The 13,687-nt window shown below is 36.6% G+C and carries 11 protein-coding genes; 8 read left to right on the forward strand and 3 right to left on the reverse strand.

From position 1 onward, the window contains the following. The coding region (locus RTR43_RS21415; protein ID WP_312475033.1) for a hypothetical protein at nt 1-209 on the forward strand (209 nt) is incomplete at its 5' end. Here the strand turns inward: RTR43_RS21415 and RTR43_RS21420 are convergent. After that, nucleotides 204-1,415 carry an AraC family transcriptional regulator gene (locus RTR43_RS21420; RefSeq protein WP_312475034.1) on the reverse strand — a complete coding sequence of 404 codons (1,212 nt, stop codon included), beginning with the start codon at nt 1,413-1,415 and terminating at the stop codon, nt 204-206. The genes RTR43_RS21415 and RTR43_RS21420 overlap by 6 nt on opposite strands. 262 nt (nt 1,416-1,677) lie before the next feature. On the opposite strand from RTR43_RS21420, the gene RTR43_RS21425 reads away from it, so the two are divergent. Then, nucleotides 1,678-4,116: a glycoside hydrolase family 3 C-terminal domain-containing protein gene (locus RTR43_RS21425; protein ID WP_312475036.1), complete on the forward strand. Its 2,439-nt coding sequence runs from the start codon at nt 1,678-1,680 to the stop codon at nt 4,114-4,116. Nucleotides 4,117-4,265: 149 nt separating this feature from the next. Beyond that, a complete protein-coding gene (locus RTR43_RS21430; RefSeq protein ID WP_312475038.1) occupies nt 4,266-5,369 on the forward strand; it encodes an alpha/beta hydrolase in 1,104 nt (367 codons plus the stop codon). 747 nt (nt 5,370-6,116) lie between these two features. Here RTR43_RS21430 and RTR43_RS21435 read toward each other — a convergent pair. Continuing rightward, entirely contained in the window at nt 6,117-6,575 is a 459-nt protein-coding gene (locus RTR43_RS21435) for a GNAT family N-acetyltransferase (RefSeq protein ID WP_312475040.1), read from the reverse strand. Nucleotides 6,576-6,985: 410 nt separating this feature from the next. Continuing rightward, nucleotides 6,986-7,219 carry a hypothetical protein gene (locus tag RTR43_RS21440; RefSeq protein ID WP_312475042.1) on the reverse strand — a complete coding sequence of 78 codons (234 nt, stop codon included), beginning with the start codon at nt 7,217-7,219 and terminating at the stop codon, nt 6,986-6,988. 172 nt (nt 7,220-7,391) lie between these two features. Here RTR43_RS21440 and sstT point away from each other — a divergent pair, with 172 nt between their 5' ends. The 5 genes from sstT (at nt 7,392) to RTR43_RS21465 (ending at nt 13,581) form a co-directional block, all read left to right on the forward strand. After that, nucleotides 7,392-8,630 (forward strand): serine/threonine transporter SstT, encoded by a 1,239-nt coding sequence (gene sstT, locus RTR43_RS21445; protein WP_312475045.1) that lies wholly within the window; start codon nt 7,392-7,394, stop codon nt 8,628-8,630. 405 nt (nt 8,631-9,035) lie between these two features. Beyond that, a complete protein-coding gene (locus RTR43_RS21450) occupies nt 9,036-10,214 on the forward strand; it encodes a thiolase family protein (RefSeq protein ID WP_312475047.1) in 1,179 nt (392 codons plus the stop codon). An 87-nt stretch (nt 10,215-10,301) separates the two neighbouring features. Further along, the gene (gene meaB / locus RTR43_RS21455) at nt 10,302-11,264 is read left to right on the forward strand and encodes a methylmalonyl Co-A mutase-associated GTPase MeaB (RefSeq protein ID WP_312475050.1); all 963 of its coding nucleotides are present in this window, start codon (nt 10,302-10,304) and stop codon (nt 11,262-11,264) included. Nucleotides 11,265-11,514: 250 nt separating this feature from the next. Next, the gene (locus tag RTR43_RS21460; protein ID WP_312475053.1) at nt 11,515-11,919 is read left to right on the forward strand and encodes a cobalamin B12-binding domain-containing protein; all 405 of its coding nucleotides are present in this window, start codon (nt 11,515-11,517) and stop codon (nt 11,917-11,919) included. 9 nt (nt 11,920-11,928) lie between these two features. Further along, nucleotides 11,929-13,581, forward strand: a complete 1,653-nt coding sequence (locus RTR43_RS21465; protein WP_312475055.1) for an acyl-CoA mutase large subunit family protein — start codon at nt 11,929-11,931, stop codon at nt 13,579-13,581. The last annotated feature ends 106 nt before the right edge of the window (nt 13,582-13,687 follow it).

Here is a 13,687-nt window from a genome sequence, read left to right on the forward strand (position 1 = left end):
AGACCTGGAAGCCCCGGCTGATAGGCGGCTTTGATGAAGGTTTAAAAAGAATCCCATGGATTTATCAATGGGGAGAAGTCAAGAAGAATTGCTACGGATGTTCCTTAAAGAGATTTCAAAGCATCTGCAAAAGCGGTCTGTTTCCAAGGCTCTATGAAAACCCAATTCTATATAATGATTATAAAAAACAGATACAAAGCAAATTATAAATCTGATTTGGCGTTCCTAAATCTGTTTGGGGTTATGCCGGTATATTTTTTAAATACTGTTTGAAAATGACTTTGCGAGGAAAAAGCCAGATGTAATGCAATTTCAGCATTACTTTTGTTAGTAAACTGCAGTAAGCGCTGAGATTCTAAAATTTTTTCTTGCAAAATATATTGTGTTAAGGTAATACCGGTTTGCTTGTGAAACTGATTACTCAAACGGGAGCGTGATATTCCGAATTCGGCAGCTATTTCTTCAATCTTGATATTGTTAAACAAATTTATGGAAACATAATTTGCACATTTTAAAAATAATTTAGAAGAGCTATTGCAATTATATTTTACCTGTTTTGTACGTTCGGCAAAATCTAATAACATTTGCTTGATTAATGGGTATATGGATGCAGCATTGCGAAGCATTTCCAACTTTTGAATATACAAATCAGATAAATGGAATGCAGTCTGGACATTTAATCCCCCTTCGATTGAGGCCCGAGAAGCTACGGTAGCGCAAGAAATTCCCATGTTCTTAAGTTGGCGCAAGGTATCATTGGCCATTGTTCCGGCCTTTATTTTAGGAAAGGCACTGAATAATTCTTTTAAAGCTTCAGGCTGACCATTTTTTATATAGAACAATAGCATTTTTTCATTTTGATAGTTATCGATAAAAAGAGTACTGGATTCTTTTTCACCAGAAAAAAATAATGTATTCTGCATACTGCTATTCATAATATCATCTTGATGATTTTCTGATTTTGTTTCTACAAATACGTCTTCTACAAAAAGAGGATTCTTATTGATAGTGGAAGCAATAAAGGAAAGGAGCCATCCTATACGTTCGGCAGAAATAGAGGGGGCGCACTTCAGTTTTCCAATATATTCTTCATGATATTTTTCTTTTACATCCAATAAAAATAAAAGGTTATCTAATTTATATTTGTCTTTCGTTAAAATGGAAGATGGACCTATCACAATTCGATAATCATCATCCAATGAAACATAACCATAAAATTGAAACAAGTCGGTAGTAATGATACCGGCAATATGCTCAGACTGTAGCATGTTTTTCTCATAAAGCAGAAAAGGATCCGGATTCATGGGATATATCGAGTAGTAGTAGACTTGATTTTCTTTTTGGTAAAGTCTTACAGAAGCACTTGTGGATTTGGCAAGTGCTTTACTTAAATATCTTAATTCATTTAAATTCATGTATATTACCCACTTTCTAAAGGGGCGTGCCTTTTATATAATTTTTAAAACAAATTTGAAATACAAGTATTACTTTATCAGATAAAATTTAATTATTCAAAAAATACATCACAGTAATAATGTTTAACCAAAGTATAAAAGAAAGAACACCAGAACAAATTTACCTATGTTTGTTTACTATCACGGTGGTGGATTTTTTGCAGAAAGAAACTATATATTCAATTGTTATCGCGCAAAAGAGCGCAGAAGGGAGGGAGTTAGCATGGAAAAAGTCAATCATACGTTAAAAAGTGTTTTACCAAGAGCAAAGGAACTTGTGAAGAAGATGTCTCTTGAGGAAAAAGCCAGTCTTTGTTCGGGAAAGAATTTCTGGAATACAAAAGAAATAGAACGTCTTAGAATAAAATCAATGATGGTAACGGATGGTCCCCACGGTTTACGTAAACAGGCAGGAGATTCCGATCACTTGGGTATTAATAATTCGGTATCAGCTACTTGTTTCCCTACGGCTGTAGCAACAGCCTGCAGCTTTGACCGTGATTTATTATATGAAATGGGTATTGCAGTTGGAGAGGAATGTGTACAAGAGGAGGTTGCTGTGATTCTGGGACCGGGAGCCAATATAAAGCGCAGTCCGCTTTGTGGCCGTAACTTTGAATACTTTTCAGAAGATCCGCTTCTGACTGGAGAAATGGCTGCAGCACTCATTGGTGGGATACAGAGTAAAAACATAGGTACCAGCCTGAAGCATTATCTTGCGAACAATCAGGAAAAAGCGCGTCTTATCTCAAATTCGGTAATTGATGAGCGGGCATTGAGAGAAATATATCTTACTGGATTTGAAATAGCGATAAAGAAAGCGCAACCTTGGACATTGATGTGTTCATATAATAAGATAAACGACATTTATGCTTCTGGACACAAACTTCTTATGACAGACATTCCTCGTGGTGAATGGGGATTTGAGGGAGCCATAGTAACGGACTGGGGAGCTATGAATGACAGGGTTGAAGGTATCCAGGCGGGACTTGATTTGGAGATGCCGGCTTTTGATGGAGCTTCGGACCGATTGATTGTTGATGCGGTTCGAGCAGGGAAATTGGACGAAAAACTTGTTGATCTTAGTGCTGTGCGAATGACGGCTATCGCACTACAGGCAGAGAAAACACAGGCAACACCTTATGATGCAGAAGCACATAATGAATTGGCACGACGTGTTGCACGTGAAAGTGCAGTGTTGTTGAAGTTAGGAAATGTACTGCCGGTAGACAAAAATAAGAAGATTGCTTTAATAGGTGAATTTGCCAAGGTTCCCCGTTATCAAGGGGCAGGAAGCTCAAAGATATCTCCAACTCGGATCACTTCCGTAACAGATGCCTTTGATGCGGAAAATATAAACTATTCTTTTGCACCAGGTTATTCGGCCACAAGTGATGAACCGAATGAAGCTTTGATTACCGAAGCAATTGGAGTAGCAAAAGTAGCGGATGTGATATTTGCTTTTGTTGGATTACCGGATAGCTATGAAAGCGAGGGATTTGACCGTACTCATTTAAATATGCCAAAAGCACACACTAGATTGATAGATGAACTGGTTGCTACCGGAAAAAAGATAGTGGCTGTCATAAGTGCAGGGGGAGTTGTAAATATTCCGTGGCGTGACAAAGTTGATTCAATACTTTTGATGAATCTTTCGGGACAAAACAGTGGTTACGCCGCATATGATTTGCTTTTTGGGGATTATTCTCCATGTGGTAAACTAGCAGAAACCTATCCGTTAAAACTTACTGAAACCCCTAGTATTGCTCATTTTGGCACAGGAGGCAATATTGAATACCGGGAAAGTATCTATGTGGGATATCGTTACTATGATAAAGCGCAAAAACAGGTGATGTATCCGTTTGGACACGGACTTTCCTATACAACATTTACCTATTCGGGATTAAAGCTTAGTGCAAAGAAGATTGGAGACAGAGATACACTTCAAGTAGAGGTGGTCGTTACCAATACCGGAAAGCAGGCTGGAAAGGAAATTGTTCAGTTGTATATTTCAGCACCCGAAAGTACTATATATAAACCTATGCGTGAACTTAGAGATTTTGCAAAAGTGGAATTGCAGATGAAAGAAAGTAAGACGGTTACATTTACATTGGAAAGGCGTGCATTTGCTTACTATAATATTAATGTGAAAGACTGGTTTGTGGAAAGCGGCGATTATAAGATTGAAATTGGTGCTTCGTCAAGAGATATACGATTGAATGATACGGTTACTGTTGATAGTAGTCAAGAGGGAGCGATACCTGATTATCGTACAGCAGCACCGGGCTATTACAATCTTTTACAACCAGGAACTTATGATGTCCCAAAGGAACAATTTGAGGAAGTTTTAGGAAGAAAAGTACCGGAAGAGCGTATCCTAAGACCCTTTACGCCCAATTCTACGCTAGGAGATATCAGAGTTCACTGGATTGGACGTATGATGAATAAGCAAATAGAAAAGTCGACAATGAAAATGTTCGCAGGGGACGAGGGTGATTCAGGTGACATTGTGAAGATGATACAGGAAATGGCAGTAGATATGCCCCTGCGTCAGCTGGGTATGTTGTCACAAGGTGCGTTATCAGTTAAAAGGATTGAGGGACTCATAGATATAATGAATGGACATATTCTAAAGGGAATCCGTGGATTGATGAAAAAATAGGTGAAAAAACGTCAAAACTTGACTTTAGATTACCCTTTAAGTGTTTCGATGAGAACAAGTCTCCAAAACTGAGAGGTTAAAACTCAGGGCGACTTCTTTTCTTCGTTTATAAAAGATAAAAGATAATCTGGAAAAAAGGGTGTTTAGGTATGGAAAGAAGGTACTCAAAAGAATTATTAGATAAGCTTGTTGAACGTGAAGAAACCATTATGCTGAAGGGTGTAGAGGTTCTAGTTAAAAACTTGCCAGACAGTGATGAAAAAGGTGCAATGGATCCACGTCTGTATAAAGATATGAAAAATCAGCTTTTATTAATGAAATATATGCCGAAATTTTTAATGAAGATGGACATTTCACCAAAAGGAATTAAAAGGCTTCGGAAAATGTTTAATGGGGTAAAAAGTAATCCTATCGTTCAAAAGAATATTGAAATAGAACATAGACATGTGACAGGAGAAGACGGGAATCAGATTCCGATAAGAATTTATACATCAGAAACAACGAGAAAAAATGCCCCGGTTTTATATTTCATCCATGGTGGAGGATTCTTTGGAGGTTCTCCTGATGTTGTAGAGGAGTTTGTTAAGTTAATAGTAGAGAATACAGATATCCTTGCAGTGTCAGTTGATTATAGGCTTGCTCCAGAGAATCCATACCCAGCAGGTCATAAAGATTGTTATTCTACTTTACAATGGATTTATAATAATGCAGAAAGTTTAGGTGGGGATAGGGGTAATATTTTTGTTGCAGGGGATAGTGCAGGAGGTAATTTAACACAATATTGTACAACCAGGGATATGGAAGATGGATTAGGAATGGTAAAGGGACAACTGTTACTTTATCCGACAGTAAACATGGCTGGAATTGAAGATGAGTATTACAAATGGAGCATTGATGAATATGAGATGTCGCCTAAACATAGATCAGGTATTAAAACGATGTTAGACATGTTTGGCTCACTAGAATCATTAGGGAATATATTAGGGACTACAGAAATAGATAATGAATATTTAACGCCATATAAGAGAAATCCTAAGGGCTTACCGCCAACCTTTATTACAGTAGGTGAACATGATTATCTCAAGGTAGAAAGCCTAGCCTATGCAGTAAAGTTGGCTAAGGCAGGGGTAGAAACACAAACGGTTTTATATAAAGGTTTTGGACATGCGTATGCTGATAATGTAGGAGTCTATCCTCAAAGTGAGGATTGTGCAATTGAAATGGGTAAATTTATTTTAGAAAATTCAAAGTAAAAGGTCAGGGATACTAGAGAAAATCCATGAAATTGGAATAGCTCGAGAAACCCCTAAGGCCAAGTGGAAGAGGGATTATTGAACAAATTCACAATGAAGGTGGATTTAGCAAATGAAAACTATAAATAACTAACCAATCTATTTGATGAGTGAAGTTTCTCCTTATTATGCAACTGCTGAATAATTATGGTATTCCCATTTCTCCTGATCCTACTCAATTTGAAAGTAAGGATTAATTAGAAGATACGAAAAAAATAGACCGGTGAACATGGCCCGGTCTATATACTGCCTTCTATTATCATGTCATTTGCTTTTTCCTTCATTTGTGCATTCTTTAAGTGAGCAGCTATAGGGAAGGGGATGGTAATATCCTCAGTGGCATAGTGACCATTATTCCCAGAAGGATCTTTGCCTAAGATTAAGTAAATGTACTTTCCATTATTTTCTATTTTTGAATAAAAGCTTTTATATTCTTTAGGAGAGTCATAGATATTTAGGTTGCTAGGATATGTTTTAAAATCCTTGCAAAAAGAGATAATGTCATATTGACAAGGTGCTTCCGCTTTCGTAACATTCTCTTAATTATAGAGTTTATCCAGTGTGAAAGAGCTATTTAATGGGGGAACGCTTTTTCACTTACGAGCAGGTTTAATATGAGAAATGACCTTTTATGTTGTATTTGATACAAAAAGCGAAGCATTATTAAAGGTATCCGCTTACCTATGGGAGCCGGATAGCAAGCTTGTTCTAATTTAGTGGATAATCGTAACGTATGAAACCATTGTGATTCGCAATCTTGTCGTAAAGAGCTCGAGCGGTAGTATTGTCATAACGAGTTTGCCAGTAAAGCTTAGTAGAGTCATGTTCACGAGCAAATTGAGCTACCTGCTCAATGAGTGCGCGAGCAATACCATGTCCGCGAGCAGTTTCATCTACGAAGAGGTCTTGTAAGTAACATGCTTTTTCCATCCAGATTGTGCGATGGAATAGGAAGTGAGTGAAACCGACCAAGTTTCCTTGAAGGTATGCTCCTAAACCGAAAATTTCATGGTCGTTTAGCAAGCACTCCCAAACTTCATCGTAACTCTTGTCTGGGAGTTCCGTTTCGTAAAATGCTTTATAGCTCCGTGCCAAGACATTCCATCGACTACGATCATCAGCCTTGAGGGGCGCTATTTCAATTTGTTCGTTCTTTATCTTTGCCATTTGGTAATCTCCCTCCAAATTGTAGTAGTAAGGTATTTAATTGTGGGGTTTAGCGATATTTTTAATTATCCTAAACCTTACATATTAATACAACTTAACTATAAATTATTAAATAGATTATGGATATAATTTGTTAAAGTTAATTGCGCATTTCGAATATTATGCGTAATAGAAAAAAGGTGCTTGTTCAACTAACTGCCCTTTAACTAATTGGTGGATTTTATAAAGAAAAATGGCTTGGAGGATGTTTTGCTCCGAGCCATTTTTATGTAAAATATCCTGCGAATTTATTGGTGAATATTTTTATGATTAGTCGTGCGATTTACTGTTTTGCACCTCATAAGTGAAACCGTTCCTAGTAGTGCTAAGGATTTTTTGAATTTGAACAAGTATGAGGGTCTATCTTTTTCTCAATACCCCCTTTTTACAAGGTTAATATGAGTCCCTTTATTCTTGTAACGATTGTACGCAATCAATCTATTCAAATCTTTAATGGTTAATTTGGTAGGATTGATGGCCAATTCGAATTCATTTTTTACTTTTTCGATTAAGGAGAGGGCGTATTCTATCTGCTTGGCGGTTAAGGTGAAATCATCTTGTGATAAAGCTTGATTTTGGATTTCCTGGTCATGACTTGTAGACATTGTAACAAAATACAATTCCTCAGTAGTCTATACCATCTTGATAAACTTTTGATGCAAAGGGAAAATGCACCAGCCCCTAACTACTATTGTAATATATCTAAATATTCACTATAATATTATTAGTTTGATAGTTTAATAGGACTAGTCGAAGTATCTAGAGGGGGAAACATCTATGAAAAATCTATTGAAGAAATGGAATCAAGTGAGTCTGGTAAAACAAATCATTGTAGGTTTGATTATTGGTATTATTCTGGCTGTAACGATCCCAGATGTTGCAAAACCTATTGTCATTTTAGGCTCTTTATTTGTAGGTGCTTTAAAAGCCATTGCACCTGTATTGGTATTATTCTTAGTTATGTCAGCCATCGCACAACACAAAAGTGGTCACCAAACGAATATGAAATCGATTATTGGACTTTATCTGTTAGGAACTTTTTTAGCTGGATTAATTGCAGTTATCGTAAGCTTTGTCTTCCCTGTAAGTTTAACCCTTGCAAAGGGAGTTGAGGATTTGGCAGCACCGGGTGGTGTTACTGAGGTCCTCAAAGCATTACTGTTGAACGTTGTGGATAACCCGGTAAAAGCGATTTATAATGCCAACTATATCGGTATTTTAGCTTGGGCGGTCGTCCTTGGAATAGCTTTGAGAAATGCTCCAGATTCAACCAAAACGATGATTTCTAATTTTTCAGATGCCGTTTCCAAAATGGTTACATGGGTGATCAAGTTTGCGCCAGTGGGAATCATGGGTTTAGTTATAGACTCTATTACGACAAATGGAATCGAATCATTACTAAGCTATGGAAAATTACTTGCTGTATTGATTGGTTGCATGTTGTTTGTGGCATTTGTAGTCAATCCAATCATTGTGTTCACAGCTATTCGTCAAAACCCGTACCCAGTTGTATTTAAGTGCATCAAGGAAAGCGGTATTACAGCATTCTTTACACGCAGTTCAGCTGCTAACATTCCTGTAAATATGAAATTATGTGAAAAACTAGGTTTGGATAAGGATACTTATTCTGTATCGATTCCATTAGGTGCAACCATCAATATGGCTGGTGCCGCTGTTACGATTTCTGTACTGACACTTGCGGCTGTTCATACACTAAACATTCATGTGGACATACCTACAGCCATCATACTCAGCGTACTGTCAGCTGTATGTGCTTGTGGTGCTTCAGGAGTTGCCGGTGGTTCCTTATTACTGATTCCTCTAGCATGTAGCTTATTCGGAATCCCGAATGATGTTGCGATGCAGGTAGTTGGAGTAGGCTTTATCATCGGTGTTTTACAAGACTCCTTTGAAACGGCTCTTAACTCATCCACAGACGTCCTATTCACAGCAACAGCTGAATTTAAGAAGTGGCGTAAGGAAGGGAAAAAAATAGAGATCAAAAAAGCAGCATAAAGAAGCAGCCTTTGTTCAAGAGGGAAGGAAAATGAACCCCATATGCATTAGAATAAAGGGTTTACTTGTGAGGGGCAAAACAGTCATTCACAAGCGAAATAAGAACTTATATCTCATGATATTGACAGTGGGAATCACACCATAATTCAAATAAAAAACGGCTTAGAGTTTTACTCCAAGCCGTTTTTTATTTTGATAATTTTAAAACAAAACCAACAAAAGACTAAATATGGGCTAATGGGTACTGATTTGACATCATATATATAAAAACTAAAGAGATTTTGTCTTTTGTTAACTGAAAATTCAAAAAACACATTGACAATATCTAGAAAATGTTATATTTTTTAAACAGAGATTCAAAAAAATACTGACTGTTTGAATTTTTAATATAGGGAGGCTTGGAAAGTGAAAGAAGCTGTCATTGTTTCTTATGCAAGAACACCTATAGGTAGGTTTGGTGGTGTTTTAAAAGACATTTCTGCCGTTACTTTGGGTACAATTGCAATTTCAGGAGTTTTAGAGAGATCAAAAGTAAGCCCTAATGATATTGATGAAGTGATCATGGGAGTTGTATGGCAAGCAGGACAAAAAGCAAATCCAGCAAGACAGGCTGCAATTCGAGCAGGTATTAGTGAGCAAGCATCTGCCATAACAATTAATCAGCAATGTTCTTCAGGAATTCGTGCAATTGATATAGCTGCTGATCAAATTAGATTAGGTAAGGCTAAAGTTGTGATAGCAGGTGGTTTTGAAAGTATGAGTAATGTTCCCTATATTGATATGAATGGCCGATGGGGGTACAGACGTGGTAGTAAGAGTTTAGAAGACGGGCTTTATTATGATGGTTTAGACGATGCATTTTTTGGAACTCATATGGGGACTACTGCTGAGACTGTAGGTAGAAATGCGGCTCTGACAAGGGAGGAAGTCGATGCATTTGCTTTAGAAAGTCAGCAAAAAGCTTCCAGGGCGATACAAAAAAGACGGTTTGTAGAAGAAATTATTCCGATTAAATTAAGCACTAAGATTGGTGAGATCGTTGTTGAAAAAGACGAATGTCCTCGTCCTAGTACTACATATAATGATTTGCAAATATTGAAACCTGCTTTTGAAATTAACGGGATATCAACAGCAGGAAATTCCCCACCATTAAGTGACGGTGCTTCAGCACTTGTACTAATGGAAAAGTGTTATGCAATAGAAAACGGATATCAAATCCAAGGTTCTATTATTGATACGGTCTCTATCGGAGTTGCTCCAGAAATTATGGGATATGGACCAGTTCCAGCTATTAACAAATTATTAAAAAGAAATAATTTAACGATTGATGATATTGACTTATTAGAAATTAATGAAGCTTTTGGAGCTCAGGCTCTTGCTTGTATAAAAGAAATTAAAATTCCTATCGAAAAAGTCAATGTGAATGGTGGTGCCATTGCTCTTGGTCATCCACCAGGGAATACTGGAGCAAGATTAGTAGGTACCTTGATGACTGAGTTACGTATCGAAAATAAAAAGTTAGGAATTGCCACTTTATGTGCTGGAGGAGGACCAGCAATTGCAACATTATTAGGAATTGAGTAATCCATGTTGAAAGCGTAGATCGTTTTTGCCTATGAATACTTAATCGATATCATTTCAATTTATATGAGTAAGGGAGGTTTCAATCATTTGGAATTTTCAGGAATTATCGAAGGTGTTAAATCTGGTAATAAAAGAGCACTAGCAAGAGCAATAACAATCGTAGAAAACAATGAAGAAAATTATTTGGAGTTAGTTTCAAAAATATATTTGAGTTCAGGTAAAGCACACATTATTGGAATAACGGGCTCACCTGGCACAGGGAAAAGTACATTGGTAGACAAAGTTGCTTCCAAATTACAAATGGACGGAAAATCAATTGCCATAATAGCAATTGATCCTAGTAGTCCGTTTTCTAATGGTGCAATTTTAGGTGATAGAATACGAATGTCTAATTCTCAGAAAAACCCTGAAATTTTTGTTAGAAGCATAGCATCTAGAGGGCAAGTTGGTGGATTGTCCAAATCAGTTGGAAACATAATTACACTTATGGATGTCTTTGGGTATGACTGCATTTTAATCGAAACAGTTGGTTCAGGGCAGTCAGAAATAGAAATCATGAATTTAGCACATACAACGATAGTAGTTACTGCACCAGGATTAGGGGATGAAATTCAGGCACAGAAATCTGGGATTATGGAGATTGCCAATTTGTTTGTAGTTAATAAAGCAGATTTACCAAGTGCTGAAATTACTGCTAACCAGATTCAACAAATGCTTCATACAGAATCAGTTATCAAGAGAAAGAAGGTACCAGTTTTATTAACTTCTGCACGGGAAGATAAAGGAATAGAGGATCTTATTGAAAAATTGGAGGTAAGGTGGGATGAAATTAACAAAACAGGTGAAAGAGAAAGGATTGAAAATGCACATGCAACGTATAAACTAACCGAGAGTTTGAAAGAGAAATTTTTGAGTTATATAGAAAATGAAATATTGAATGGGGCAGAATGGAATGACATTTTTAAACAAGTAATTGATAGGAAAATAAACCCTGAATGCGCCGCCAACCATTTATTTACCCGATTTCTTAAAAAGGAAGCTGACGTTTGATTTATCATTCTAATTATTGATAGCGCTTTCTCTTTTGTGTGGGAACTCTAATCAAAATATCTTAATGCTAATTTGTTCCATTTATGAATCGGTAACGTTTTCTCCAGAAATTCATTACGTAGTAACAACCTTATTTATGACTGAATTTTACCAAACTCAAAAACTATTACTTTTGATCCTGCTACGGGAGTAGTTAAATATAAATCATTTACTAGACTCTTATAAAACAGATATTGGAGGAGAGTGAAAAATGGAAAGACCGATAAAAGTTTTAGTAACAAAGATTGGATTAGATGGTCACGATAGAGGTGCACGTGTTGTGGCCAGTTCATTTCGAAATGCAGGAATGGAAGTAATCTATACTAGTCCTTGGCAGAAGATAGAGGATGTAGTAAATATCACTCTTCAGGAAGATGTTGATATTGTTGCCATTAGTTCATTAGCATATGATCATCTAATTGTTCCTAAATTAATTGAGGCTCTACAAAGTGAAGGCTTAGGGGATAAAAAAGTTCTTGTTGGAGGGATTATTCCAAGAGAAGATGAAGAAATGCTATTGAATGCTGGTGTTGAAAAGATCTTTCATCCTGGAGATACATTGGACTCTATTGTTGAATATGTAGAAAATCTGATGGGTAAAACAAGTATAAAATGAGGTGTTTGAATGGAGAAAAATAAACAAGATAATTATCAGCAATGGTCAAAAGAATATCAGAAAATGAGGGGAGTTCCTGCAGAGCAAGACTTAAAGTATAACCTGTCAGGAATACCGATAAAACCAATTTACACTGCTCACGATATTAAAGAAGAAACACTGTCCTATCCAGGGGAATATCCATATACTCGTGGGTTGTACCCTACGATGTATCGAGGTAGAGGGTGGAGTAGAAGACAATTAATAGGACTGGATACTCCTGAAAGATTTAATGAAAGGCAAAGAGAAATGATAAAGGCAGGGTCAAATGCTGTAAGTTTAATATTTTGTAACAGTTTTTATCGAGGTTATGATGCCGATGCAGTTGATCCTCTACTCGTTGGAACGTGCGGAACACCGATCAATACAATCGAGGACATGGAAATTGCTTTTGATCAGATCCCAATAGACAAAATCAGTATTGCACTAAATGATCCAATAGGTTTTACTGGATTGGCCATGTTATTAGTCATTGCAGATCGTCGAGGGATTCCATATTCCAAAATAATAGGTACAAGTAACCAATCCGATTTCATCTCACACTTTGTTGCTAACCATATGTTTTATCGTATTTCTCTAGAGGGAAGTTTAAAGATTTTGTTAGACCACATAAAGTACACAAACAAATATGTTCCAAATTGGAATCCAGTGAGTATTGTCGGCCAACATATGCAACAGGCTGGAGCTACTCCTGCCCAAGCATTAGCATTTACGATTTCGACAGGTATTACTTATATAGAAGAAACAATGAAACAGGGATTACAAATTGATACTTTTGCACCTCGTTTTACATTTTTTTATGATATCAGTATTAGTATGTTCGAAGAAATTGCAAAATTCCGTGCAGGAAGAAGAATATGGGCGAAGTTATTAAAGGAGCGGTTTGGAGCAAAAGATCCACGCTCTTTGCGGTTTAAATTTCATGGTCAAACATCTGGCGCTGAGCTGACAAGGCAACAACCATTAAACAATATTGTACGAGTAACTATTCAAGCTATGGCAGGGATTCTTGGAGGTGCGCAATCACTTCATACAGATTCATATGATGAAGCGCTAGGGACGCCAATTGAGGAAGCTGCTAGAATTGCTATTAATACACAAAATATTTTAGCAGAGGAATCGGGTATTGCCGATGTAATTGATCCGATAGGCGGCTCCTATTATTTAGAAAGATTAACAGATCAAATGGAAGAAGAAGTTTGGGGTTACATTCAAAAGATTGATGAAATGGGTGGTATGTTAGAAGCGGTAAGAAAGGGCTATGTTCAAAAAGTCATAGGTGAATCAGCTGAAAAATATCAACGACAAGTTGATAGTAACCAAAAAGTAATTGTTGGAGTAAATAAATATCAAATCGATGAGAGTGAAGATAAACGACCAAATCTTACAAGGGTAGATCAAAAACTAGTTCAAAAACATCTAAAACGTTTAGAGAATTTCAAAAAAAGAAGAGATAAAAGCAAAGTTGATGAAGCTTTAAGTAGAATTGTAGCTGCAACAACTAATGACGAATTAAATATATTCGCTGAAACAATTTTAGCCGTAAGTGTGGGATGTACACATGGTGAAATTATTGAAATACTAAGAAAATGTTACGGTTTTGGACATCCGAATATTGTTTAATTTTTCAACCAAAATCAGTTTGGTTAAAGAAATTGTTTATTTCAGTAATCAATCCCTTAACGTGGCTGCGTAAGGAGTTTTACTCTTTTTTCATCATTTAAAAATG

The organism is Neobacillus sp., from assembly GCF_031988165.1.
Taxonomy (GTDB): domain Bacteria; phylum Bacillota; class Bacilli; order Bacillales; family Cytobacillaceae; genus Neobacillus; species Neobacillus rhizosphaerae.